General features: G+C 57.4%; 21 protein-coding genes. 12 read left to right on the plus strand and 9 right to left on the minus strand.

Going from position 1 to position 24,247, the window contains the following annotated elements:
* Nucleotides 1–177 precede the first annotated feature (177 nt).
* Nucleotides 178–2,325, minus strand: a complete 2,148-nt coding sequence (locus ROR01S_RS19695; protein WP_004860455.1) for a TonB-dependent receptor family protein — start codon at nt 2,323–2,325, stop codon at nt 178–180.
* Nucleotides 2,326–2,556: 231 nt separating this feature from the next.
* Nucleotides 2,557–2,694: a hypothetical protein gene (locus tag ROR01S_RS27155; protein ID WP_155269521.1), complete on the minus strand. Its 138-nt coding sequence runs from the start codon at nt 2,692–2,694 to the stop codon at nt 2,557–2,559.
* Here ROR01S_RS27155 and ROR01S_RS19700 point away from each other — a divergent pair.
* Nucleotides 2,689–3,081 carry a TroA family protein gene (locus ROR01S_RS19700; protein WP_052626773.1) on the plus strand — a complete coding sequence of 131 codons (393 nt, stop codon included), beginning with the start codon at nt 2,689–2,691 and terminating at the stop codon, nt 3,079–3,081. The two genes, ROR01S_RS27155 and ROR01S_RS19700, sit on opposite strands and share 6 nt — an antisense overlap.
* A 417-nt stretch (nt 3,082–3,498) precedes the next feature.
* Nucleotides 3,499–4,740 carry an MFS transporter gene (locus ROR01S_RS19705; RefSeq protein ID WP_015584663.1) on the plus strand — a complete coding sequence of 414 codons (1,242 nt, stop codon included), beginning with the start codon at nt 3,499–3,501 and terminating at the stop codon, nt 4,738–4,740.
* A 60-nt stretch (nt 4,741–4,800) separates the two neighbouring features.
* Here the strand turns inward: ROR01S_RS19705 and phoH are convergent, their stop codons facing one another.
* The 4 genes from phoH to efeU form a co-directional block, all read right to left on the minus strand.
* Nucleotides 4,801–5,589, minus strand: a complete 789-nt coding sequence (gene phoH, locus ROR01S_RS19710) for a phosphate starvation-inducible protein PhoH (protein WP_015584664.1) — start codon at nt 5,587–5,589, stop codon at nt 4,801–4,803.
* Nucleotides 5,590–6,097: 508 nt separating this feature from the next.
* Nucleotides 6,098–7,381, minus strand: a complete 1,284-nt coding sequence (gene efeB, locus ROR01S_RS19715; protein ID WP_032717675.1) for an iron uptake transporter deferrochelatase/peroxidase subunit — start codon at nt 7,379–7,381, stop codon at nt 6,098–6,100.
* Nucleotides 7,382–7,385: 4 nt separating this feature from the next.
* Nucleotides 7,386–8,513, minus strand: a complete 1,128-nt coding sequence (efeO, locus tag ROR01S_RS19720; RefSeq protein ID WP_004860442.1) for an iron uptake system protein EfeO — start codon at nt 8,511–8,513, stop codon at nt 7,386–7,388.
* A 47-nt stretch (nt 8,514–8,560) separates the two neighbouring features.
* Entirely contained in the window at nt 8,561–9,400 is an 840-nt protein-coding gene (gene efeU / locus ROR01S_RS19725; RefSeq protein ID WP_004860440.1) for an iron uptake transporter permease EfeU, read from the minus strand.
* 273 nt (nt 9,401–9,673) lie between these two features.
* Here efeU and ROR01S_RS19730 point away from each other — a divergent pair, with 273 nt between their 5' ends.
* Entirely contained in the window at nt 9,674–10,858 is a 1,185-nt protein-coding gene (locus ROR01S_RS19730) for a NupC/NupG family nucleoside CNT transporter (protein WP_004860438.1), read from the plus strand.
* Between the two features lie 32 nt (nt 10,859–10,890).
* Here ROR01S_RS19730 and ROR01S_RS19735 read toward each other — a convergent pair whose 3' ends face one another.
* A complete protein-coding gene (locus tag ROR01S_RS19735; RefSeq protein WP_004860436.1) occupies nt 10,891–11,325 on the minus strand; it encodes a DUF3574 domain-containing protein in 435 nt (144 codons plus the stop codon).
* Between the two features lie 145 nt (nt 11,326–11,470).
* Nucleotides 11,471–12,979 carry a sodium/proline symporter PutP gene (gene putP / locus ROR01S_RS19740; protein ID WP_004860434.1) on the minus strand — a complete coding sequence of 503 codons (1,509 nt, stop codon included), beginning with the start codon at nt 12,977–12,979 and terminating at the stop codon, nt 11,471–11,473.
* 425 nt (nt 12,980–13,404) lie between these two features.
* Here putP and putA point away from each other — a divergent pair, with 425 nt between their 5' ends.
* Nucleotides 13,405–17,367 (plus strand): trifunctional transcriptional regulator/proline dehydrogenase/L-glutamate gamma-semialdehyde dehydrogenase, encoded by a 3,963-nt coding sequence (gene putA, locus ROR01S_RS19745; protein ID WP_064359819.1) that lies wholly within the window; start codon nt 13,405–13,407, stop codon nt 17,365–17,367.
* 101 nt (nt 17,368–17,468) lie between these two features.
* Nucleotides 17,469–17,864, plus strand: a complete 396-nt coding sequence (locus tag ROR01S_RS19750; protein WP_004860430.1) for a lysozyme inhibitor LprI family protein — start codon at nt 17,469–17,471, stop codon at nt 17,862–17,864.
* Here ROR01S_RS19750 and rutR read toward each other — a convergent pair.
* A complete protein-coding gene (gene rutR / locus ROR01S_RS19755; RefSeq protein ID WP_004860428.1) occupies nt 17,861–18,499 on the minus strand; it encodes an HTH-type transcriptional regulator RutR in 639 nt (212 codons plus the stop codon). The genes ROR01S_RS19750 and rutR overlap by 4 nt on opposite strands.
* A gap of 282 nt (nt 18,500–18,781) precedes the next feature.
* Between rutR and rutA the strand changes: the two genes are divergently transcribed.
* The 7 genes from rutA to rutG are packed head-to-tail and all read left to right on the plus strand — an operon-like array spanning nt 18,782 to nt 24,203.
* Complete coding sequence (gene rutA, locus ROR01S_RS19760) at nt 18,782–19,873, plus strand: pyrimidine utilization protein A (protein ID WP_004860426.1); 1,092 nt, start codon at nt 18,782–18,784, stop codon at nt 19,871–19,873.
* Nucleotides 19,873–20,583, plus strand: coding sequence for a pyrimidine utilization protein B (gene rutB / locus ROR01S_RS19765; RefSeq protein ID WP_064359820.1), 711 nt, complete (start codon nt 19,873–19,875; stop codon nt 20,581–20,583). The genes rutA and rutB overlap by 1 nt, the downstream gene beginning before the upstream one ends.
* Nucleotides 20,576–20,971: a pyrimidine utilization protein C gene (gene rutC, locus ROR01S_RS19770; protein WP_004860423.1), complete on the plus strand. Its 396-nt coding sequence runs from the start codon at nt 20,576–20,578 to the stop codon at nt 20,969–20,971. Before rutB ends, rutC begins: the two co-directional genes overlap by 8 nt.
* Nucleotides 20,965–21,750, plus strand: a complete 786-nt coding sequence (gene rutD / locus ROR01S_RS19775) for a pyrimidine utilization protein D (protein WP_064359821.1) — start codon at nt 20,965–20,967, stop codon at nt 21,748–21,750. The genes rutC and rutD overlap by 7 nt, the downstream gene beginning before the upstream one ends.
* A gap of 14 nt (nt 21,751–21,764) precedes the next feature.
* On the plus strand, nt 21,765–22,355 hold the full coding sequence (locus ROR01S_RS19780; RefSeq protein ID WP_004860419.1) for a malonic semialdehyde reductase: 591 nt from the start codon (nt 21,765–21,767) through the stop codon (nt 22,353–22,355).
* Between the two features lie 9 nt (nt 22,356–22,364).
* Nucleotides 22,365–22,859, plus strand: a complete 495-nt coding sequence (rutF, locus tag ROR01S_RS19785) for an NADH-dependent FMN reductase RutF (RefSeq protein ID WP_004860416.1) — start codon at nt 22,365–22,367, stop codon at nt 22,857–22,859.
* 21 nt (nt 22,860–22,880) lie between these two features.
* A complete protein-coding gene (gene rutG, locus ROR01S_RS19790; protein WP_004860414.1) occupies nt 22,881–24,203 on the plus strand; it encodes a pyrimidine utilization transport protein G in 1,323 nt (440 codons plus the stop codon).
* Nucleotides 24,204–24,247 lie beyond the last annotated feature (44 nt).

The following is a 24,247-nucleotide window of genomic DNA, read 5'->3' on the forward strand; positions in this document are numbered from 1 at the left end:
GCGAATCTATCCCCCCCTCACCGCCATATTTAAAGAAGAGCTCGTACGCAGGTACGGGCTTTTTTTTCGCATATTGCACCCAGCTGGAGGTATGGCCTTATCGCTCCTCCGCCAAACCCCCCGCTCTCTGACCTGACCGCTTCGCGGTGCATCCCTGCCCCGCGAAGCGTCACACGTTTAGAACGCCAGCGACGCCTGAACAAAGAAGGTTCGCGGCTCGCCGACATATTTGCCGTAGTTATTATCCGTTGAACGCGTGTAGTAGCGCTGATCGAAAAGGTTTTTAACCCCGGCGCCCAGTTTCAGATTTGACCACGACGGCCCCATGTCATATTCGCCGCGCATATTCCACACCATATAGCCGGCAATATTACCGTACTGGCCATCATCGCTCTCCTGGGTGATATAACCATTCCCGGCAGCAGAAGACCCCGGAGAATGCTGGCGGGATTGCGAATAGCCATCGACGTTCCACACCCAGTTGCCCGTCGCGTAGCGGGAACCTACCGTCAGCACCTGGCGGGAATAGAAGGGCAGATCTTTACCCGAAAACTCGCCGCTGACGGATACGGCGCGGGTATAGGTATAGGTGGAATAGAGGCTGACCCCATCCAGGCTGTGCGTCAGTTCGCTGAGATCGTAGTTCAGAGCCAGCTCGACGCCTTGATGTTTGGTGGCGCCCAGCGTGGTCCAGCCGATGGTGTTGTTGATGTACTGCAGCTGATTATCAAAATCAATGTAGAAAGCCGTCAGCTCCGCTTTGAGTAAGGAGTCGTCATAGCGGGTACCGACTTCATAGGTGCGCGCCTTTTCCGGCTGCAGGCCCGGAGCCGGCTGCCCGTGATTCCCTCCGCGGGTGAGCTGGAAATACTGCAAGCTGCCGAAAGAGGTATTGGCATTAGCAAATAGCTTCCAGCTATCGGACAGGTGATACATCACGTTGATCGATGGCAGCGGTTCACTGTACGATTTTTCACGCGCAATATCGGCAAAAGCGTCATTCACATGCGTGCGGATGCTTTCATAACGCAGCCCCGGGGTAATCGTCCAGTTACCAACGTTGACGGCATCATCAATATAAAACGCGTTAGCTTCCGTACCGCCGGAGGTATGCTGATAATAGTTTTCTTTAGAATTCGGGGCGGAGGTCGTGGTCGTCGGATCGTACCAGTTGGACCGATATCCTTTTTCATCCGATGTCTCGTTCAGATAGCGATAGCCAAGGGTGACTTCATGGGCCATATCCCAGAAGCGGAACAGATGCGAATAGGTTGGTTCGATGGCCCAGGTGGTGTAGTGGCGAGGGGCGGCAGCCAGACGACTCTGTCCTTCCAGAGCCCCGGAGCCGTTGGTCTGAATATCGCTGGTGCGGAAACTTTTGGTGAAATAGGTCAGCACTTCAAACTGGCTATCCTCTTCCTGATGGCGATATTTGAAAGACATATCCTGGCGGCGTCCGGCGAACTGATCGAACGGGCGCACTGACTGGAAGGGATTTTGCTGGTACTGCTCTTTCGTCAGGCCGCCGGGCATACCCGCAGAGGCGTTATAATAATGGAAGTTACCGGTCAGTTCGTCCTGCGGAGTGAAACGATAACGCGTTTTCAGCATAAAATCGTCAATATCGGTATTGTCATTATTTTCCCGGTATCCCTGCCCGTGCAGACCCGAGTACAGCAGCTCCGCCCCCAGACCGTTCTCCGCCGTGCCGCCAACGGAAGCGCTGGTCAGCGTTTTTAATCCGCCGTGTGAGGCCCCTTCCGTTTGCGCGCTCACCGCGCCGCCGAACGTTTCCGGAATATCCTTCGAGACAAAGTTGATCACTCCGCCGACGTTCTGCGGCCCGTAACGAACGGCGCTGCCGCCGCGGATGACGTCAATGGACTGAATGTTCCCCATTGACAGCGGAGCCATTGACAGCTGAGGCTGGCCGTAAGGCGCGACAGAAAGCGGTACGCCGTCCATCATGATGGTTGAGCGAGGCGAAAGGCGCGATGTCAGGCCGCGCACGCCGACGTTCAGTGACACATCGCTCCCGCCGGTGCCGTTATTCTCCTGAACCTGAACCCCGGGAATACCGCGCAGCGCTTCTGAAATCGTCTCGCCGCCTTTTTCCTTAACCTGCTGCTCCGTCACGATGGTCCTTGCGCCGGGATGATCGAGCACTACCGTGCTGTAATCCGGCGAATCAAGCCAGTTGCCCACGACCGTCAGGGTATCCGTACGATCGGTTGATGAAGAGTTATCATTTTTATCAGCAGCCCAGGCCGGGAACGCTAAAACAATAGCGCTAGCAAGCAGCGAGAGCCGGAAGTGACCAGACATGAGAAGATCCCCTGTAAAATAAATATATTAATTATCAATTATTTGTATTGCGAATGATTTGAATTATGAGAAACGAAATGATAATAGTTAGCAATACATAGCAATGTAAACTTTTTTTTGAACGGAAGGTTGTTTTACGCTCCAGCCAAACTGGCCGGGTTGTGTCGCTGCTATTTGGATTGGGAAAATGAGAGAGAAACGTTAGTGGCAGCTGGCGTTAACCGGCCGTATTTACTCTTTGCAGCAAATCTGCAGGCATCCCCCGTCACGGCGACGGATATTGCCGGAAGAGAAGTGCCCCTCCAGCAACCGGCAAAAAGAGTCATCCTGGCGGATGCCAGGGCCATTCAGGCATGACAGATTGTGCATCCGGATAATCCTTTTGCGCAGCTGATTGCCTGGGATAATCCCCTCAAAATCAAAGCGCCGGACCTTGACTCGCTTTATCTTGCAAAATCCCCCCAGCTAAAACAGCTGCCGATGCTTGAAAATGCATATCTCACTGGTTTCAGCGTCGAGCGCGCCGTTCAGATGCAGCCGGATCTGAACGTCTTCGATTTTGGCGTACGGGGAAAACTGAAAGAGAGCCGCGTGCTGGATCTGCTTGCGGCGATCGGTATTCCCGTCGTCTTTATCGACTTTCGCCTGCGCCCTCTTACCAACAGCGTCACCAGCAAAAGGCTGCTGGGGAAAGTGCTGGGCGGCGACGACGCGCCGAAGCGTGGGCGCGTTTCTATGAAGAGCGGCTCAACCTGATACGCCAGCGCACCGCCGGATTAAATGACAAAGAAAAGCCGCTTAATAAATGGTTAAGCGAAATGTCAGGGCACAAACTCCGCTACAAGAAAGATTGTCTACAGGCGAAGCAAAACTCCCACATACAGGCATACGTCCTTCTCCCGGAATCGACATAAATGCCTCCCCGACTGGCCGCCCCGCAGGCAGAATCCGACGTTCGTCGTTTTTTGTCGTCAACACATTACGTTACTACTTTTTCCCCATGAAGCATGACAGACAATGTTTTAAATAAAACCCTGGTCATTTATTCCGTTATAAATATTAAAAACATACAGTTAATGTCATCATAACAGCCAACAATGCCCCTCAACCGAGTAGATCGCATCCGCTGACAAATTTATACTTAGCGCACATTTTTATTCCAAAGGTCTGGACATGACGTTCTCTTCTCCACTTAACAAACGCGGCGTAACGCCGGCGAAAGCCATGGTCGCGGCGATCAGCGGCTACGCAATGGATGGCTTTGACCTGCTGATCCTCGGTTTCATGCTGCCGGCAATCAGCGTTTCGCTGGCGCTCACCACTTCTCAGGCCGGTTCCCTCGTTACCTGGACGCTGATTGGCGCGGTACTGGGCGGGATTTTTTTCGGCCATCTCAGCGACCGTCTGGGCCGCATTCGCGTCCTGACCTTCACGATCCTGATGTTCTCGGTCTTTACCGGTCTCTGTGCGGTTGCCCAGGGCTATTGGGATCTGCTGGCCTATCGCACCCTTGCGGGTATGGGGCTCGGTGGCGAATTCGGTATCGGCATGGCGCTGATTGCCGAAGTCTGGCCGGCCCATAAGCGCAACCGCGCCTCGGCGTGGGTTGGTATCGGCTGGCAGCTTGGCGTGCTGCTGGCCGCCTTTATCACCCCTCTCCTGCTGGATATCATCGGCTGGCGCGGGATGTTTCTGGTTGGCCTTCTGCCGGCGCTGGTCTCATTTGCCATCCGCCGCGGGATGGGAGAACCGGAGGCGTTTACCAAAGATAGCCGTGTCGCGCAGGAAATATCGTTCACCGCGCGCCTCAGGATGCTGTTTGCCGACCGCGCCACCTCGAAGGCCAGTATCGGCATCCTCATCCTCTGCTCGGTACAGAATTTTGGCTACTATGGCCTGATGATCTGGATGCCCAGCTATCTCTCCTCCAGTTTTGGCTTTTCGCTCACCAAATCAGGGCTGTGGACGGCGGTCACCGTCGTGGGGATGACCTTCGGCATCTGGCTGTTCGGCGTGCTGGCAGACCGTTTCGCCCGCTGGAAGATCTTTCTGATTTACCAGGTGGGGGCCGTCGTGATGGTCATCGTCTACGCCCAGCTGCGGGACCCGACCCTGATGCTGTTTACCGGAGCGGTAATGGGGATGTTTGTCAACGGCATGATTGGCGGCTATGGCGCGCTGATCTCTGATACCTACCCGCTACAGGTCCGCGCCACCGCGCAGAACGTGCTGTTTAACCTCGGGCGCGGCGTGGGCGGCTTTGGACCGCTGGTGATTGGCCTGTTCGTCAGCCACTGGTCGTTTACCGCGGCGATCACCCTGCTGGCCCTGCTCTATCTGCTGGATATTTTCGCCACCCTGTTCCTGCTGCCAAAAACCCAGGGCAGCGAAGATGCGCTGGGCGCGATCGGCTAACGCCCTGCGCTCCAGATAACAAAGCCCGGGTTTCCCCGGGCTTTGCACACAAGATAGCGATCAGTAGTAGGCTTTCAACGTTCGCTGGCAAAGCATCGAACGGACGCAATCATCGGCGGTAAAACGCACAACGCCGATCATGTCGTCTTCCGCAAAACGCGCCAGCGCATCGACCAGCCCGGACTTCACGCCAGAGGGTAAATCACACTGGGTAATGTCGCCGTTCACGATGACCGTCACGTTTTCCCCGAGGCGGGTTAAAAACATTTTCATTTGCGCAGCGGTCACGTTCTGAGCCTCGTCCAGAATCACAACCGCATTTTCAAATGTACGTCCGCGCATATAGGCGAACGGCGCGATTTCCACCTTGCCAATTTCCGGTCGCAGGCAGTATTGCATAAAGGAAGCGCCCAGCCTTCTCACCAGTACGTCGTACACCGGTCGGAAATAGGGAGCAAACTTCTCGGCGATATCTCCCGGTAAGAAGCCGAGATCTTCATCGGCCTGCAGAACGGGACGGGTAACAATAATCCTGTCCACATCTTTGTGAATCAGGGCTTCAGCGGCTTTTGCTGCGCTAATCCAGGTTTTACCGCACCCGGCTTCGCCCGTGGCAAAAATCAGCTGTTTATTGTCGATGGCATTCAAATAATGCGCCTGAGCGTCATTGCGCGCTTCAATTGGGGAAGTATCACGGCTGTCCCGCGCCATGCCAATTGCTTCTACGCCACTCATTTGCACAAGCGATGTGACCGATTCTTCTTCGCGTTGCTTATGGCTGCGCGAATCCTGTCTCAGCACACGTTTGGCCTCACGACGAGCTTTGGTCACTGCTTTTTGTCTTCCCATGGATAGCACCTTGCGTTGTTGGTTTACATCACACGCGTCAATATCGACGCGATTATGCGCACGAACGATTGAGGTTTGGCTTCCTTGTAAGCCATTGCTTGCCTGTCGAATTGACAACGGGTCACGGCTACGCGCACCGCGTACCCGGTCTGGGTTTAGGTTATTGGTGGTGACTGGAGAAAAATTCGAGGTGTGGGAATCGCGGCCGGAAGTGTGGCCCCCGTGCTGAGGAGTACGGTAAGAAGATTTACATTTTCCGTTACAGCAATCGGGCATTCGCGATCTCCATAGTGAAACGACATCACTGCCGGGAACTACCGCGTCTGTAATAAGTACATCAAAAATAATTCTTAATGCAACTTATTTTTTACATGCGGACAACAAATAATTCTCATCGCAGCTCAGGAGAGTTTCCGACAAATAGATTACAGAAAAATAACACAAGGCAGGAAATACAAAAAAAGAATGGAAAAACAGCAGAAACGCCCTGCCCTTGCGGGCAGGTGCGTCAGGCTTCGAGCAGAGATTGCGCCAGGTAGTGCTGGCTGTCGATTACGCCCGGTAACACAAAGAAGTAGCCGCCGCCGATAGGTTTGACGTACTCCTCCAGCGCTTCGCCGTTAAGGCGTTTTTGCACCGTCAGGAATCCCTTCTCCAGATCATGCTGATAGCAGACAAACAGCAGTCCCATATCCAGCTGCCCGGAGTTGGTCACCCCCAGTGAATAACTGTAGCCGCGACGCATCATCAGACTGGACTGCGTCTGCGGTGTGCGCGGGTTCGCCAGACGAATGTGGCTATCCAGCGCGATAATATCGCCATCAGGATCCCGACTGTAATCCGGCACGTCATGCTCATGCTGCATACCCAGCGGCGCGCCGCTGTGCTTATCGCGCCCAAAAATGGTCTGCTGCTCTTTCAGCGGGGTGCGATCCCAGAACTCCACATGGAACTGGATGATACGCGCCGCCTGATAGCTGCCGCCGGTTGCCCACGCAGGCTCGCCTTGATCGGAGGTCACCCATACCACTTCATCCATCAGCGCCTTATCGGTACTGACCGGGTTCGCGGTGCCGTCTTTAAAGCCCAGCAGGTTAACCGGCGTCTCTTTGCCTTTACTCCGCGCGGCGCTATCGGAAATAAACCCTTCGCGCTTCCAGCGGACGCTGAGCAGGTCCGGCGTATGTTTAATCACATCGCGCAGCGCATGGATAACCGTATCCTGAGTATTGGCACAGATTTGCAACAGCAGATCGCCATGACAGAGCGCCGCATCCAGCGAATCGTTGGGGAAGCGGGTCATTTTTTGCAGCTTTTTCGGCGCCTTATCCGCTAATCCATAGCGCTCATCAAACAGCGAATGGCCAACCGAAACGGTGACAGTCAGGTTATCCGGGGAGATCCACGCGCCGAGGATCCCCGAATCCATCGGCGGCAGACGCGGATTTGGCGTGTCCGGCGCCGGCCCCCCTTTGGTCAGAAAGGCAATGCGCTGAGTCAGCAGGCGAAACAGGCGCTCCAGGTCAGCTTTATCGCTGGCCAGCACATCAAAGGCCACCAGCATCATCGATGCCTGCTGCGGCGTCAGCACGCCGGCCTGGTGCTGCCCGTAAAAAGGCTGCGCTTCGGCACGCGCGTCCGGCGACAGCACGCCCGGAGAGCTGTTGCCCTTCGCCGCGTGTGCCACCGGACAGCCGCCGGTGATAGCCAGCGCGCCGCCAAGCGCGCCGATCCCTTTTAATAATCGACGACGTGAAGGTTCATTCACATCAAGTTGCTTCTGTTCTGCCATCGACTTAGTCCAGCCCAAGGATCCCGCGCAACTGAGCCAGATCTTCCGCCAGCGTGGTGATCGGCCCTTTTAACGCATTACGATCCGCATCCGTCAGCTTGTCATACGTTTCGAAGCCGTCTTTAGTGCGGTATTTGCTGAGGATAGCGTCAACTTTCTTGAAGTTAGCGTCAACTTTCGCCAGCAGCGCGCTGTTCTCTTTTTGCAGCTGCGGGCGCAGCAGGTCAACGATCTTCTGCGCGCCGTCGATGTTCGCCTGGAAGTCCCACAGATCGGTGTGGCTGTAGCGATCTTCTTCACCGCTGATTTTGCTGGCCGCGACTTCTTCAATCAGGCCCGCCGCGCCGCCCACCACTTTCGACGGCGGGAACGCCAGTTCGCTGATGCGTTTTTGCAGTTCAAGCACATCGCTGTTCAGCTGATCGGCATACTTTTCCATCCCCTTGACGCTGTTGTCGCCAAACAGGGCTTTTTCCAGACGGTGGAAGCCGGTGAATTTCGGATCTTCGGCTTTTTTCTCGTAATCGTCTTCACGAGCATCAATACTGCCGTCCAGATCGGAGAACAGCTCCGCGATCGGTTCAATGCGCTCGTAGTGCTGACGCGTCGGAGCATACAGCGCTTTCGCTTTTTCAATATCTCCCGCCTTCACCGCGTCGGTGAACGCTTTCGTGCCGCTAACCAGCTGTGCGGTTTCCGCCGTAACGTAGGCTTTATAGGCGGTAATCGCCTCGCCAAGACTCAGCAGCGCATCGGCTTTCGCCGCATCTTTGGTGGCGGCACCGGTCACAATCAGCTTGCCTTTCGGGTTGGTCAGCAGCCCGCAGGTCATATCGTATTCGCCCGGCTGCAGGTTCGCCGTCAGCTTTTGCGTAAAGCCTGGCGCAATGTTCTCGCGCTCTTCAACGACCATCACGCCTTTGAGAATCTCCCACTCCAGCGCTTTCTGACTGTGGTTTTGAATAATGAACTGCGTTTTCCCCGCTTTCACGGTGACGTTCATCGGCTCACACTGTTTGTCGTTAACGGTGACTTTTACCTGCGGGATATCCGCAGCCTGAGCGTAGAAGGCAGAGCTGAACAACGCTGCGACGGCAAGCTGCAGCGCATTACGGCGAAAATGAATCATCATGATCATCCCTTTCGGTAAGTATGTTGTAACCATAATCCTGCGGCGCCCTACTTAAGCGGAGCGGTGCGCGAGGTTGCTGTATTGCTACGCGGCGGCAGCGCAAACAGCACCAGCGCCGGAATCAAATAGATAAAGTAGACCGCCACTTCACTGACGGTAGGCGCCTCCTGGTAACCGAAGATCCCTTCGAGCAGCGTGCCGAAAAGCGTGTGGGTCGACAGCACGCCGCTCAGGTCAAACGCCACGTCCTGGAAGTGGTTCCACAGACCGGCTTCATGGAAGGCGCGAATGGCCCCGGCCGCCAGCCCGGCCGCCACCAGCAGAATGAACAGACTGGTCCATTTGAAGAACACCCCGAGGTTGAGGCGGATCCCGCCCCAGTAAAGCAGAAAGCCGAGGACAATCGCGGTAGCCAGCCCCAGCATCGCCCCGAGCGGCGGCCAAATCCCCACATCCTGCTGGAAGGCCGCCAGCAGGAAGAACACCGACTCCAGCCCTTCCCGCGCGACGGCGAAAAAGACCATCATGATCAGCGCCCAGCCATGATGATTACCGCGCTGCAGCGCATTATCCACCGCCTGTTCCAGCTGCTGTTTCACGTTGCGCGAGACTTTGCGCATCCAGAAGACCATCCAGGTCAGGATGCATACCGCTACCAGTGCCACGATGCCTTCGAACAGCTCCTGTTCCCGCTGGGGAAACTCGCCGGTCGTTTCGTTAATGAAGATCCCCAGGCCCAGGCACAGCGCCGCCGCCAGGATAACGCCAATCCACATGACGCCAATCAAGCTGCCGCGCTGGGTGCGTTTGAGATAGCTGGCAATCAGGCTGACAATCAGCGCCGCCTCCAGCCCTTCGCGTAACATAATGAGAAATGGAACGAACATGCCGACACCCTTCAATGTGAATCGCAGTCAGTGGATGCAAAGATAAGTAAATATTTCTGATAGTGATTATCATTACAATAATCAGAAACACAAGTGAAATGTAGAGAGTTTGGTATCGAGTTGTAAATTAATCGCTTTAAAATAATTACTTAGGGGATTATCTGTCTTCATCGCGGTCAGGCAGCCGGCGCGGCGGTTTTTTCGCTACAGATATTTACCAGGCTGACCGGCTGTGGCTAAATAGCGGCCTTATTGACCTGCGAAAAGAACAACATGACACAATTCTTGCACTTCCTGCTGGCGCTGGCGGTTATTCTCGGCCTTGCCTGGCTTGCCAGCTATGACCGACAAAAAATCCGTGTTCGTTATATTATCCAGTTAATTATCATTGAAATTGCGCTGGCATTCTTTTTTCTGCATGCCGAAAGCGGTCTGTGGATAGTTAAAAATATCTCAAGCTTTTTCACTTCGTTGCTCGGTTTTGCTGCCGAAGGCACCAACTTTGTATTTGGCGGTATGAGCGAAAAAGGAATGGCGTTTATTTTCCTTGGCGTGCTGTGCCCGATTGTCTTTATTTCGGCGCTGATCGGTATTCTTCAGCACTGGCGCATTCTGCCTGTTTTCATCCGTGTGATTGGCACCCTGCTCTCCAAAGTCAACGGCATGGGTAAACTGGAATCCTTCAACGCCGTCAGCTCGCTGATTCTCGGCCAGTCGGAGAACTTTATCGCCTATAAGGGCGTGCTCGGCGACCTCTCCTCACGCCGGCTGTTCACCATGGCAGCCACCGCGATGTCAACGGTATCGCTCTCCATCGTCGGCGCCTATATGAGCATGCTCGATGCAAAATATGTGGTCGCGGCGCTGATCCTTAATATGTTCAGCACCTTTATTGTACTGTCGATTATTAACCCGACGCGTCCGGGTAGCGAAGAAGAGATTAAGCTGGAGAAGCTCCACGAATCACAAAGCTTCTTCGAAATGCTCGGGGAATATATTCTTGCCGGCTTTAAAGTGGCGATGATTATTCTGGCGATGCTGATTGGTTTTATTGCCCTGATCAGCGCCATTAATGCCCTGTTTGCCACGCTATTTGGCCTGAGTTTCCAACAAATTCTCGGCTACGTTTTTTATCCGCTGGCCTGGCTGATTGGTATTCCGCTCAGCGATGCGTTGAGCGCCGGAAGTATTATGGCAACCAAGCTGGTGGCGAATGAGTTCGTGGCGATGATTGAGCTGCAAAAAATTGCCGCCGGCATGACCCCGCGTGGACTGGGTATCCTCTCGGTCTTCCTGGTCTCTTTCGCGAACTTTGCCTCCATCGGCATTATTGCCGGAGCCATTAAAGGACTGAACGAACAGCAGGGGAATATCGTCTCCCGCTTCGGCCTGCGTCTGGTCTACGGCGCCACGTTGGTCAGTCTGCTTTCCGCCAGCTTCGCCGGCCTGGTGCTGTAACAGACAGGGCGGGGAATTTCCCCGCCCTGTTTTCAGAAGTGAACGCAGACCGGCTGGTCAACGCGCATCACCGACTCCTGGGCAAAGCGCGATTTATAGAGGTGACGTAACGCCTCAATCCCCTCTTCGCTGCCACCGTCTTTACCATGAATCAGCATCAGCGCTTTGCTCTGCTCGCGGGCCACGCTGCCGTCATTCCCCAGCCACTGGCCCCGGGCGTCAAACACCGTTAACCCCTCGCGAAAACGCGGCGTGACGTCGCGGTCAACAAACTGCTGCCACTCCTGGGCGGTGATATCTTTACCCGCCGGCCGGCTTAAACCGAAATAGAGCGTGGTCTGCACCATCGCATTCTCTGCCGGGCATACCGCTGCCGTGGGAGTCGGCGGACGCTTCTTCGCCGGCGCCACGCAACCGCCAAGCAGCCCTGCCATCACCAGCACCAGCGCACCCTGTCTGAACGTCATTTTGCTATCCTCATTGTTTTTTGTGCCCCCGATATCAGCGTATTTTCATGGAATTAGCAAGAGGGGGGAGCTGTGGCGGACGCCGGAACTGCTTTCAGCAACAAAAAAGCCCGCTGAACGCGGGCTTGATTAAGCGGTCCTGAATTTACTCGGCGGTAGCCGGTATCGACGGAGCCGAATGATAATGGGCGTCCGCTTCGGCAAAGCGTTGCTGCATGGATGTCGACGGGGCTTTGCCCAGCAGGCTGAAGACCACGATGCCCAGGCTGCCGAAGATAAAGCCAGGGATGATTTCATACAGCCCCAGCCAGCCGAACTGTTTCCAGACAATCACCGTCAGCGCGCCAATCACCATCCCGGCCAGCGCCCCGTTACGCGTCATGCGCGACCACATCACCGAGAACAGCACCACCGGACCAAACGCGGCGCCGAAGCCTGCCCAGGCATAGCTCACCAGACCCAGCACACGGTTGTTCGGGTTTGCCGCCAGCGCAATGGCGATCAGCGCCACCACCAGGACCATCGTCCGTCCGACCCACACCAGCTCTTTCTGACCGGCGTTTTTACGCAGAAACGCTTTATACAGGTCTTCGGTAATCGCGCTGGAGCACACCAGCAGCTGGCAGCTCAGGGTGGACATTACCGCCGCCAGAATCGCCGACAGCAGAATACCGGCAATCCACGGGTTAAACAGGATTTGCGCCAGTTCGATAAACACGCGCTCGGAGTTCTGATTCACCGCGCCGGCCAGCGCCGGGTTATTATTGAACCATGCAATACCGAAGAAACCGACCGCCACGGCACCCGCCAGGCAGAGAATCATCCAGGTCATGCTGATACGACGTGCGTGAACGATACTGTGGTGGGAATCCGCCGCCATAAAACGCGCCAGAATATGCGGCTGGCCAAAGTAGCCCAGGCCCCAGCCCATCAGCGAAATAATCGCCACAAAATTCAGTCCTTTGAGCATATCGACGTTTTCAATGCTCTTCTGCTTGATCACTTCCAGCGATTCGCCAAAACCGCCAACGGAAATAATCACCATCACCGGCGTCAGAATCAGCGCGAAAATCATCAGGCTGGCCTGCACGGTATCGGTCCAGCTTACCGCGAGGAATCCGCCGACGAAGGTATACACAATCGTCGCCGCCGCACCGGCCCACAGCGCCGTTTCATAGCTCATGCCAAAGGTGCTTTCAAACAGACGAGCACCGGCGACAATCCCGGAGGCACAATAAATGGTGAAGAACAGCAAAATAACCAGCGCCGAAATAATACGCAGCACACGGCTTTTATCTTCAAAGCGGCCGGTAAAATAATCCGGCAAGGTCAGCGCATTATTATTTACCTCGGTATGAACGCGCAGACGACCGGCGACCAGTTTCCAGTTAATCCATGCGCCGAGCGTCAGACCAATGGCAATCCAGCTCTCAGAAATACCGGAGAGAAATATTGCGCCAGGTAATCCCATCAGCAGCCAGCCGCTCATATCGGAGGCGCCGGCGGAGAGCGCCGTCACAAATGGCCCGAGACTGCGGCCGCCGAGAATATAATCATCAAAGTTTTTCGTCGATCGCCAGGCAATAAAACCGATCAGTACCATGCCAAATATATAAATAGTAAAAGTCACCAACATGGGGGTGCTAATAGCCATGTAAAATCTCCAGATTCTTTTGTCGACAACATCCTGCTTTGTCATTTTATTCCACTACCGGAACGGGGTAATGGCACAATGGTTGTATTGGGCGACCGTATCCTGACGGAAGCGTCGGAATTTCACAAACGATTTAACACAGCATTTACACTACTTTTTGTCCGCACCAAACTTCATTTTGTTATAGGTTGCACTCTCTCACGTTTTTATTGGTTGCACCTTGTAAAACTGTTAACTGACGCATAAAAACACCCTGATGGAGAAAGGTTAATTTCCCGTTACATCCACCATCTCAATTAACAACTCACTCATTTCTCAGCTTGCTACACAGGTCACGATTAACAAGGTTGCACAAAGTTGCAACATAGTGGATATTTTCGCGTAACCGCAAAAAAGAACAACGATTCATAACAGGAGTGATAAGCATGGGCACCACTACCATGGGTGTTAAGCTTGACGACGCGACGCGTGAACGCATCAAGTTCGCCGCGAGCCGTATTGACCGCACGCCGCATTGGCTGATTAAACAGGCCATTTTCAACTATCTGGAAAAGCTGGAAAACGACGAGACGCTGCCCGAGCTGCCGGCCCTGCTTGCCGGCGCCGCCAATGAAAGCGATGACGTCAGCAGCCCGGTCGATGAACCGTGGCAGCCTTTCCTCGATTTTGCCGAGCAGATTCTGCCGCAGTCCGTCACCCGGGCCTCGATTACCGCCGCCTACCGCCGGGCAGAAACCGACGCCGTCCCGATGTTGCTGGAGCAGGCGCGCCTGCCGCAGCCGCTGGCAGACCAGGCGCATAAGCTGGCTTATCAGCTGGCGGAAAAACTGCGTAATCAAAAAACCGCCAGCGGTCGTGCCGGCATGGTGCAGAGTCTGCTGCAGGAGTTTTCGCTCTCTTCACAGGAAGGGGTGGCGCTGATGTGTCTGGCGGAGGCGCTGCTGCGTATTCCGGACAAAGCCACCCGCGATGCCCTTATCCGCGACAAAATCAGCAACGGTAACTGGCAGTCGCACATCGGTCGCAGCCCGTCGCTGTTCGTCAATGCGGCAACCTGGGGCCTGCTGTTTACCGGCAAACTGGTCTCAACCCACAACGAAACCAGCCTTTCGCGCTCGCTGAACCGGATTATCGGCAAAAGCGGCGAACCGCTGATTCGCAAAGGCGTCGACATGGCGATGCGTTTGATGGGCGAACAGTTCGTGACCGGCGAAACCATCGCCGAAGCGCTGGCCAACGCCCGCAAGCTGGAAGAGAAAGGGTTCCGTTACTCCTACGATATGCTGGGCGAAGAGGCGCTCACCGCCGCCGATGCTCAGGCCTATATGGTCTCCTACCAGCAGGCGATCCACGCGATCGGCAAAGCCTCTAATGGCCGCGGCATTTATGAAGGCCCGGGGATTTCGATCAAGCTCTCCGCGCTGCACCCGCGCTACAGCCGCGCGCAATACGATCGGGTGATGGATGAACTGTATCCGCGCCTGAAATCATTGACCCTGCTGGCGCGTCAGTACGATATCGGAATTAACATCGATGCCGAAGAGGCCGATCGCCTGGAGATCTCTCTCGACCTGCTGGAGAAGCTGTGCTTTGAACCGGAGCTGGCCGGCTGGAACGGGATCGGCTTCGTCATTCAGGCCTATCAGAAACGCTGCCCGTTCGTCATTGATTCCCTGATCGATCTTGCCACCCGCAGCCGCCGTCGCCTGATGATCCGCCTGGTAAAAGGGGCCTACTGGGATAGCGAAATCAAACGCGCGCAGATGGACGGCCTCGAAGGCTATCCGGTCTATACCCGCAAAGTGTATACCGACGTCTCCTACCTCGCCTGCGCAAAAAAGCTGCTGGCGGTGCCGAGCCTGATCTATCCGCAGTTCGCCACCCACAACGCCCACACCCTGGCAGCCATTTATCAGTTGGCCGGGCAGAACTACTATCCGGGCCAGTATGAATTCCAGTGCCTGCACGGCATGGGTGAACCGCTCTACGAACAGGTAGTCGGCAAGGTTGCCGACGGGAAACTGAACCGTCCATGCCGGATTTATGCGCCGGTCGGGACCCACGAAACGCTGCTGGCATACCTGGTACGCCGCCTGCTGGAAAACGGCGCCAACACCTCCTTTGTTAACCGTATCGCGGATACGACGCTACCGCTGGATGAGCTGGTTGCCGACCCGGTCAGCGCCGTGGAAAAACTGGCTCAGCAGGAGGGTCAGGCCGGTCTGCCCCATCCGAAGATCCCGCTGCCGCGCGATCTGTACGGCAAAGGCCGCAGCAACTCCGCGGGCCTGGATCTGGCCAACGAACATCGTCTGGCCTCCCTCTCCTCCTCTCTGCTGAACAGCGCATTGCACAAATGGCAGGCGCTGCCGGCGCTGGAACATCCGGTCATTGCCGGGGAACTGCAGACGGTAATTAACCCGGCCGAGCCGAAAGATATCGTCGGCCACGTGCGTGAAGCCCGCCCGGAAGAGATTGAACTGGCGCTGACCAGCGCAGTCAATAACGCGCCTATCTGGTTTGCCACCCCGCCGCAGGAGCGAGCGGCGATCCTTGAACGCGCGGCGGTGCTGATGGAAGATCAGATGCAGACGCTGATCGGCATTCTGGTCCGCGAAGCCGGTAAAACCTTCAGCAACGCCATCGCCGAAGTCCGCGAAGCCGTCGATTTCCTCCACTACTATGCCGGTCAGGTGCGCGACGATTTCGATAATGAAACCCACCGTCCGCTGGGACCGGTCGTTTGTATTAGTCCGTGGAACTTCCCGCTGGCGATTTTCACCGGTCAGATTGCCGCCGCGCTGGCCGCCGGTAACAGCGTACTGGCGAAACCCGCCGAACAGACGCCGCTGATTGCCGCTCAGGGCGTGGCAATTCTGCTGGAAGCCGGCGTTCCGCCGGGCGTAATTCAGCTGCTGCCGGGCCGCGGGGAAACCGTCGGCGCCGCGCTAACCACCGACGAACGCGTTCGCGGCGTGATGTTCACAGGCTCAACCGAAGTCGCCACGTTGCTGCAACGCAACATCGCCAGCCGCCTGGATGCACAGGGTCGCCCGACGCCGCTTATCGCTGAAACCGGCGGGATGAACGCCATGATCGTCGACTCCTCCGCCCTCACCGAGCAAGTGGTGGTCGACGTGCTGGCCTCGGCGTTTGATAGCGCCGGGCAGCGCTGTTCCGCCCTGCGTATACTCTGCCTGCAGGAAGAGATCGCCGACCATACGCTGACCATGCTGCGCGGCGCGATGGGCGAATGCCGGATGGGCAACCCTGGCCGTCTGACCACCGACATTGGTCCGGTCATCGATGCCGAAGCGAAAGAGAATATTGAACGCCATATTCAGAGCCTGCGCGCCAAGGGCCGCACGGTGTTCCAGGCGGTACGGGAAAACAGCGAGGATGCGCGTGAGTGGCAAAGCGGGACCTTCATTCCGCCGACCCTGATCGAGCTCGAGAGCTTTGATGAGCTGAAAAAAGAGGTCTTTGGCCCGGTGCTGCACGTGGTTCGCTATAACCGTAACGCCCTGGATCAGCTGGTCGAGCAGATTAACGCCTCCGGCTACGGTCTGACCCTCGGCGTCCATACCCGCATCGATGAGACCATCGCTCAGGTCACCGGCAGCGCCAAAGTCGGTAACCTGTACGTTAACCGCAATATGGTTGGCGCCGTGGTCGGCGTGCAGCCGTTTGGCGGCGAAGGTCTGTCGGGGACCGGACCGAAAGCCGGCGGCCCGCTGTATCTGTATCGCCTGCTCTCCAGCCGTCCGCAAAATGCCGTGGGGACCACCCTTGCCCGCCAGGATGCGGAGCGTCCGCTGGATGCGCAGCTGAAAACCCTGCTGGAAAAACCGCTGAACGCGCTGCAGCAGTGGGCCGCCGGTCGCCCTGAACTGCAGGCGCTGTGCCAGCAGTACCGTGACCTGGCGCAAGCCGGAACCCAACGTCTGCTGCCGGGCCCGACCGGCGAGCGCAATACCCTGACCTTTATCCCTCGCGACCGCGTACTGTGCGTAGCGGATAACGAGCAGGATGCGCTGATTCAGCTGGCGGCGGTCACCGCGGTCGGCTGTGAAATCCTGTGGCCGGAGAGCGCTCTGCATCGTGAGCTGGCGAAAAAGCTGCCGCGCGAGGTCAGCGAACGTCTCCACTTTGCCAAACCAGAGATGCTGACCGCTCAGGCTTTCGATGCGGTGATCTACCACGGCGACTCCGATCAGCTGCGTGAATTGTGCGAACAGGTGGCGGCACGCGACGGCGCGATTATTTCGGTCCAGGGCTTCGCCCGCGGTGAAACCAACCTGCTGCTGGAACGCCTCTACATTGAACGCTCGCTGAGCGTCAATACCGCGGCGGCAGGCGGTAACGCCAGCCTGATGACCATCGGCTAAGGGTCTGTTCCGACCGGTATCCACGTCGGCTGATGACACCGGACGCCGGCTGTGGTTAATTAAAGCTCCCCGACGGGAGCTTTTTTTATGGGAGTGGACCAATGAAACGAACTTTAGTTGCCCTCGCAGCTCTGCTGGCAAGCGGACATGCGCTGGCGGACGAATGCGCCAACGCCGGCAATCAGGCTGAGATGAACCAGTGTACGGCCGCGCAATATCAGGCGGCCGATAGCAAGCTGAATCAGACTTATCAGGAAGCGTTGAAGCGCGCGGCGGGTAAACAGCAGGAACAGCTGAAAAAAGCGCAGCTGGCGTGGATAGCGCTGCGCGACGCCGACTGCACCTTCCTCGCTTCCGGCGCCGAAGGCGGCAGCGTCCAGCCGATGCTTATTAACCAGTGTATGGCAGACAAAACCGTTGAGCGCGAATCGTTCCTTGCTTCGCTGCTGCAGTGTGAAGATGGCGACCAGAGCTGCCCGCTTCCCCCCGCCAATTAACGTACCCGGATTCCTTCAATGATCATCCGCTGAACGTTGTCTACGGTTTGTTGAAAAAACGCCTCGTCGCGTAACGTTGCGCCGGTGACCGCCTCAATCTGCGTGGCAAAATCGGCGTAATGTTGAGTGGTGGCCCAGATCATGAAGATCAGATGCTGAGGGTCGACCGGCGCCAGTTTCCCGCTATCGACCCAGCCAGAGACAATCGCCGATTTCTCATCAACCAGCGCTTTCAGATCGCCGGTCAGCTCGCCCATCAGCAGCGGCGCGCCCTGTAGCATCTCCAGACAAAACAGCCGGGAGGCCTGCGGATAATCGCGCGACACCTCCAGCTTAAGGCGAATATATTCGCGGATAGCAACCAGCGGGCTGATATCTTCGCGAAACGCCCTCAGCGGCGCCAGCCAGATGGTGAGGATCTGCTGCAGTACGGCAACATACAGCGCCTCTTTCGACGGGTAGTAATAGAGTAGATTGGTTTTCGATACCCCGGCCAACTCTGCAACCTGCTCAAGCCGCGTACCGTGGATACCAAATTGGGAAAATGCGTCCAGCGCAGCGGCCAGGATAGCCTCTTTCTTTGCGCTCACCGCCTGCGAACGCTTCCCGGTTTTTTTCACAGCGCCCTCTGCCATCATCATCTCCTTCTTTCAACGCCATCAGCATAGCAAAAGCCCACCCCTGGCACGACCTTATGCACTCCAATTGCGCATGACTGCCGTTTTTTCGTGCACTCATTTTGACCATTCAGTCCACTTTTATCACGCTCACTTTCAGCAACCAATACGCAACACATTAATAACATTGGTTTTTGCAAAACTGGCATCGCCTTTGCTTTAGCTTTCTGGCGAGGTGACCCAGGAGATGCAGGATGCAGCACCGCGCGCCTTCTTCTTCACGATTGCAGAGAGGTACGTATGAAAATTGGTGTCTTCGTTCCGATTGGTAATAACGGCTGGCTGATTTCAACCCACGCTCCGCAGTACATGCCGACGTTCGAACTGAATAAAGCGATCGTCCAGAAAGCGGAGCATTACCACTTTGATTTTGCGCTGTCGATGATCAAACTGCGCGGTTTCGGCGGCAAAACCGAGTTCTGGGATCACAACCTCGAATCCTTTACCTTAATGGCCGGCCTGGCGGCGGTCACCTCGCGGATCCAGATCTACGCCACCGCCGCGACGCTCACGCTGCCGCCGGCCATTGTCGCTCGTATGGCCTCCACCATCGACGCTATCTCCGGCGGCCGCTTTGGCGTCAATCTGGTGACCGGCTGGCAAAAACCAGAATATGAGCAGATGGGCATCTGGCCCGGCGACGACTACTTCGCCCGTCGCTACGACTATCTCACCGAATATGTCCAGGTGCTGCGCGACCTGTGGGGCACCGGGCGCAGCGACTTTAAAGGCGACTACTTCACGATGAATGACTGTCGCGTCAGCCCGCAGCCGTCGCAGCCGATGAAAGTTATCTGCGCCGGACAGAGCGATGCAGGGATGGCCTTCTCCGCCCAGTATGCCGACTATAACTTCTGCTTCGGAAAAGGGGTCAATACGCCGACCGCCTTTGCGCCGACCGCCGCGCGCATGATGCAGGCGGCGGAAAAGACCGGTCGCGACGTGGGCTCCTATGTGCTGTTCATGGTTATCGCCGATGAAACCGACGAAGCGGCTCGTGCTAAATGGGAGCACTACAAGGCGGGAGCCGATGACGAAGCGCTGGCCTGGCTCACCGAACAAAGCCAGAAAGACACCCGTTCCGGGAGCGACACCAACGTGCGGCAAATGGCCGATCCGACCTCGGCGGTCAATATCAATATGGGCACGCTGGTTGGATCCTACGCCAGCGTCGCCCGTATGCTCGACGACGTCGCCTCCGTACCCGGCACCGACGGCGTACTGCTCACGTTTGATGATTTTCTTTCCGGCATCGATGCCTTTGGCGAGCGCATTCAGCCGCTGATGCGCTGCCGCGACCATATTGCCACCGTTACCCGCGAGGTTGCCTGATGATTACGCTTTCCGCCCGTCCGGAATCCCTGACCTTCCCGGCGCAAAACAGCGCGCTGATCGTCGTCGATATGCAAAACGCCTATGCCAGCCAGGGAGGATATCTCGACCTCGCCGGATTTGACGTCTCCACCACCCGGCCGGTTATCGACAACATTAAAACCGCCGTCGCCGCGGCTCGCGCCGCCGGAATGGCGATCGTCTGGTTCCAGAACGGCTGGGACGAGGAGTATATGGAAGCCGGTGGCCCGGGGTCGCCGAACTACCACAAATCTAACGCCCTGAAGACCATGCGCCGTCGTCCTGAGCTGCAGGGCAAGCTGCTGGCTAAAGGCGGCTGGGATTATCAGCTGGTCGATGAGCTGCAGCCCCTGCCCGGTGATGTGGTGCTGCCGAAACCGCGCTACAGCGGCTTTTTCAACACGCAACTGGACAGTATTTTGCGCAGCCGCGGCATCCGTCACCTGATTTTTACCGGTATCGCCACCAACGTTTGCGTGGAGTCCACCCTGCGCGACGGCTTCTTCCTGGAGTATTTCGGCGTCGTGCTGGAAGACGCCACCCACCAGGCGGGCCCGGCCTTCGCCCAGCAGGCTGCGCTGTTCAATATTGAGACCTTTTTTGGCTGGGTCAGCAATGTCGCCAGCTTCTGCGATGCGCTGGCCCCGGCCGCCGCGCACTCTCTCCCGGAGGAGAAACGTTATGCCTAAACAGGTCATTATTCCGCCCGGCACCACCACGCCGATCGCCCCTTTTGTCCCCGGTACGCTGGCCGATGGCGTGGTTTACGTCTCCGGTACGCTGCCGTTTGATAAACACAATAACGTGGTCTATCTCGATGACCCAAAGGCGCAAACCCGCCACGTTCTCGAAACGATCAAAACGGTGATCGAAACGGCGGGTGGCCGCATGGAGGATGTGACGTTCAACAGCATCTTTATCACCGACTGGAAAAACTACGCCGCGATTAACGAAGTCTATGCCGAGTTCTTCCCCGGGGATAAACCGGCGCGCTTCTGCATCCAGTGCGGACTGGTCAAGCCAGAGGCGCTGGTTGAGATTGCGACCGTCGCCCATATCGGAAAAACCGCATCATGAAACTGAATATCTCCCCGGCCCCCTTTGAGGGCGCACCGACGGTGGTGCTGAGCGCCGGTTTAGGCGGTGCGGGCAGCTACTGGCTCCCGCAGCGCGCGGCGCTGGAACAACGGTATCAGCTGGTGAGCTATGATCAGAACGGCACCGGTGAAAACGCCGGGCCGCTGCCCGCCGGCTACAGCACGGCGATCATGGCGCAGGAGCTCAATCAGGCGCTGCAGGCGGCGGGAATCTCCCGCTTTGCCCTGGTGGGGCACGCCCTCGGTGCGCTGATCGCCCTGCAGCTGGCGTTGGATTTTCCCGACGCGGTCAGCGGCCTGGTGTTGGTCAACGGCTGGCTAACCCTGTCTCCCCACACCCGTCGCTGTTTTCAGGTACGCGAGCGGCTGCTGCACGCCGGCGGCGCCCAGGCGTGGGTTGAGGCGCAGCCTTTGTTCCTCTACCCCGCGGAGTGGATGGCCGCCCGGATGCCAAGGCTGGAAGCGGAAGATGCGCTTGCGCTCAGCCATTTTCAGGGCAAGGAGAATCTGCTCAAGCGGCTGCAGGCGCTGAAGCAGGCCGACTTCACTCGCCGGGCCGCCGCCGTGGCATGCCCGACCCTGATCGTCAGCGCCCATGACGATCTGCTGGTTCCTGCTTCCTGCTCGCGCACGCTACAAGCGGCGATACCGGGTAGCCAGCGGGTCGAGATGGCCTGGGGCGGCCACGCCTGCAACGTGACCGATGCCGACACCTTCAACCCTATTTTATGCAACGGTCTGGCCGCCATGCTGGCCTGATATCAGGAGAATCTATGAGCGAAAGCATTAGCCAAAGCGCGCGCGACAGTCTGTTTACTCACGCCCGTACCCACAACGGCTGGCTGGATAAACCGGTCAGCGATAGCCTGCTGCACGAAATATACGATCTGATGAAAATGGGTCCGACCTCCGCCAACTGCTCCCCCGCGCGGATCCTTTTTGTCCGCACGCCGGAAGGAAAGGAGAAGCTGCGCCCGACGCTCTCCAGCGGCAACCTCGAAAAAACCCTGCGCGCGCCGGTGACCGCCATCGTGGCCTGGGATCGCGCCTTCTACGATCGTCTGCCGACGCTGTTTCCCCACGGCGATGCCCGCAGCTGGTTCACCTCCAGCCCACAGCTGGCGGAAGAGACCGCCTTTCGCAACAGCTCTCTGCAGGCGGCATATCTGATTTTCGCCTGCCGCGCCCTTGGCCTGGATACCGGCCCGATGTCGGGATTTGACCGCGACAAGGTCGATGCGGCGTTCTTCGCCGAAAACGGCTGGAAGAGCAATCTGTTGATCAATATCGGTTACGGCGACGAGACCCGGCTGTACGGTCGTCTGCCGCGCCTGCCCTTCGATGATGCCTGCCAGCTGGCGTAAGGAGCCACTATGTCCGTAGCGGATAAACAGAGTTTTCGTGACGCCATGGCCCAGGTCGGCGCAGCGGTCAACGTCATTACCACCGATGGCCCGGCGGGTCGGGCCGGATTTACCGCCAGCGCGGTCTGTAGCGTGACCGATACGCCCCCCACGCTGCTGGTCTGTCTCAACCGTTCCGCCTCGGTGTGGCCAACCTTCCGCCAGCACCAGGCGCTGTGCGTCAACACCCTGGCGGCTGGCCAGGAGTCGCTCTCCAACGTCTTTGGCGGTAAAACGCCGATGGCGGAGCGTTTCGCTGCCGCCGAATGGCAAACCGGTCTCACCGGCTGCCCGCGGCTGGTGGATGCGCTGGTCAGCTTCGATTGTCGTATCAACCAGATAGTCAGCGTCGGCACCCACGACATTTTGTTCTGTGAAGTGGCCGCCATCGTCAGACATCCAGAGCCGCGCGGGCTGATGTGGTTCGACCGCGGCTACCATACGCTTATGCGTCCAGCCTGTTAACTTCAAACCCGGGATATCATCATGGCACTTTTCGATTTTCCTCGCTGGCAGTTGACCTCCCCTTCCGCCGCGTCCGGCGTGGTGGCCCCCGATGAACGCCTCTCCGTCGGACAAACGATGGTCATGGGCGTCCAGCACGCGGTCGCCATGTTTGGCGCCACGGTGCTGATGCCCATCCTGATGGGGCTGGATCCTAACCTGGCGATTTTATTGTCCGGTATCGGCACGCTACTGTTTTTCCTCGTGACCGGCGGCCGGGTGCCAAGCTATCTGGGCTCCAGCGCCGCCTTCATCGGCGTGGTTATCGCCGTCACCGGCTTTAATGGGCAGGGACTCAATCCGCACCTTAGCGTTGCCCTCGGGGGGATTATCGCCTGCGGCCTGGTCTACACCCTGATTGGCGTCGTGGTGATGAAAATCGGTACCCGCTGGATTGAACGACTGATGCCGCCGGTAGTGACCGGCGCGGTGGTAATGGCCATTGGGCTCAATCTCGCCCCTATCGCCGTGCACAGCGTCTCCGCCTCCGCCTTCGATGGCTGGATGGCGGTGCTGACCGTACTCTGTATCGGACTGGTGGCGGTTTTTACCCGCGGGATGATCCAGCGGCTGCTGATTCTCGTTGGCCTGATCGTCGCCTGCGGGCTGTACGCGCTGCTGGCGAATATCTTCGGGCTGGGTAAACCGCTCGACTTTACCTTACTCCACCAGGCGGCGTGGTTCGGGCTGCCGCACTTTACCGCCCCGACCTTTGACGGCCAGGCAATGATGCTGATAGCCCCGGTGGCGGTGATTCTGGTGGCGGAAAACCTGGGGCATCTGAAAGCGGTCGCCGGAATGACCGGACGCAATATGGATCCTTATATGGGACGGGCGTTCGTCGGTGACGGGCTGGCGACGATGCTCTCCGGCGCGGTTGGCGGCAGCGGCGTGACCACCTATGCCGAAAATATCGGCGTGATGGCGGTGACCAAAGTCTATTCCACCCTGGTGTTCGTAGCCGCCGCGCTGATTGCCATTTTACTCGGCTTTTCACCGAAGTTTGGCGCGTTAATCCACACCATTCCCGGGCCGGTTATCGGCGGCGCGTCGATCGTGGTGTTTGGCTTGATTGCGGTCGCCGGCGCCCGTATCTGGGTGCAGAATCGGGTTGATCTGAGTCAGAACAGCAATCTGATCATGGTGGCGGTCACGCTGGTGCTCGGTGCCGGTGATTTTGCCCTGTCGCTGGGCGGGTTTACCCTTGGCGGGATCGGAACGGCCACCTTCGGCGCCATTTTACTTCACGCGCTGCTTAACCGCCGCGCACGTGAAGCAGAACAGCCCGGCGTCACCCCCGTTTAAATCGCAGCGCTTACGGGCGGCGAAGAGGGTGTCGCCCCACCCTC

Source organism: Klebsiella ornithinolytica NBRC 105727 = ATCC 31898, assembly GCF_001598295.1.
GTDB classification, from domain to species: Bacteria; Pseudomonadota; Gammaproteobacteria; order Enterobacterales; family Enterobacteriaceae; genus Klebsiella; species Klebsiella ornithinolytica.

Excerpts from the sequence above, each read along its gene's own strand:
- rutC (WP_004860423.1), top strand. The coding sequence starts at position 20,576 with ATGCCTAAACAGGTCATTATTCCGCCCGGCACCACCACGCCGATCGCC.
- putP (WP_004860434.1), bottom strand. The coding sequence starts at position 12,979 with ATGGCTATTAGCACCCCCATGTTGGTGACTTTTACTATTTATATATTT.
- ROR01S_RS19705 (WP_015584663.1), top strand. The coding sequence starts at position 3,499 with ATGACGTTCTCTTCTCCACTTAACAAACGCGGCGTAACGCCGGCGAAA.
- rutB (WP_064359820.1), top strand. The coding sequence starts at position 19,873 with ATGATTACGCTTTCCGCCCGTCCGGAATCCCTGACCTTCCCGGCGCAA.
- rutA (WP_004860426.1), top strand. The coding sequence starts at position 18,782 with ATGAAAATTGGTGTCTTCGTTCCGATTGGTAATAACGGCTGGCTGATT.
- ROR01S_RS19735 (WP_004860436.1), bottom strand. The coding sequence starts at position 11,325 with ATGACGTTCAGACAGGGTGCGCTGGTGCTGGTGATGGCAGGGCTGCTT.
- ROR01S_RS27155 (WP_155269521.1), bottom strand. The coding sequence starts at position 2,694 with ATGCACAATCTGTCATGCCTGAATGGCCCTGGCATCCGCCAGGATGAC.
- ROR01S_RS19695 (WP_004860455.1), bottom strand. The coding sequence starts at position 2,325 with ATGTCTGGTCACTTCCGGCTCTCGCTGCTTGCTAGCGCTATTGTTTTA.
- rutF (WP_004860416.1), top strand. The coding sequence starts at position 22,365 with ATGTCCGTAGCGGATAAACAGAGTTTTCGTGACGCCATGGCCCAGGTC.
- rutG (WP_004860414.1), top strand. The coding sequence starts at position 22,881 with ATGGCACTTTTCGATTTTCCTCGCTGGCAGTTGACCTCCCCTTCCGCC.
- efeB (WP_032717675.1), bottom strand. The coding sequence starts at position 7,381 with ATGGCAGAACAGAAGCAACTTGATGTGAATGAACCTTCACGTCGTCGA.
- ROR01S_RS19750 (WP_004860430.1), top strand. The coding sequence starts at position 17,469 with ATGAAACGAACTTTAGTTGCCCTCGCAGCTCTGCTGGCAAGCGGACAT.
- rutR (WP_004860428.1), bottom strand. The coding sequence starts at position 18,499 with ATGGCAGAGGGCGCTGTGAAAAAAACCGGGAAGCGTTCGCAGGCGGTG.
- phoH (WP_015584664.1), bottom strand. The coding sequence starts at position 5,589 with ATGGGAAGACAAAAAGCAGTGACCAAAGCTCGTCGTGAGGCCAAACGT.
- efeO (WP_004860442.1), bottom strand. The coding sequence starts at position 8,513 with ATGATGATTCATTTTCGCCGTAATGCGCTGCAGCTTGCCGTCGCAGCG.
- efeU (WP_004860440.1), bottom strand. The coding sequence starts at position 9,400 with ATGTTCGTTCCATTTCTCATTATGTTACGCGAAGGGCTGGAGGCGGCG.
- putA (WP_064359819.1), top strand. The coding sequence starts at position 13,405 with ATGGGCACCACTACCATGGGTGTTAAGCTTGACGACGCGACGCGTGAA.
- ROR01S_RS19730 (WP_004860438.1), top strand. The coding sequence starts at position 9,674 with ATGACACAATTCTTGCACTTCCTGCTGGCGCTGGCGGTTATTCTCGGC.
- ROR01S_RS19780 (WP_004860419.1), top strand. The coding sequence starts at position 21,765 with ATGAGCGAAAGCATTAGCCAAAGCGCGCGCGACAGTCTGTTTACTCAC.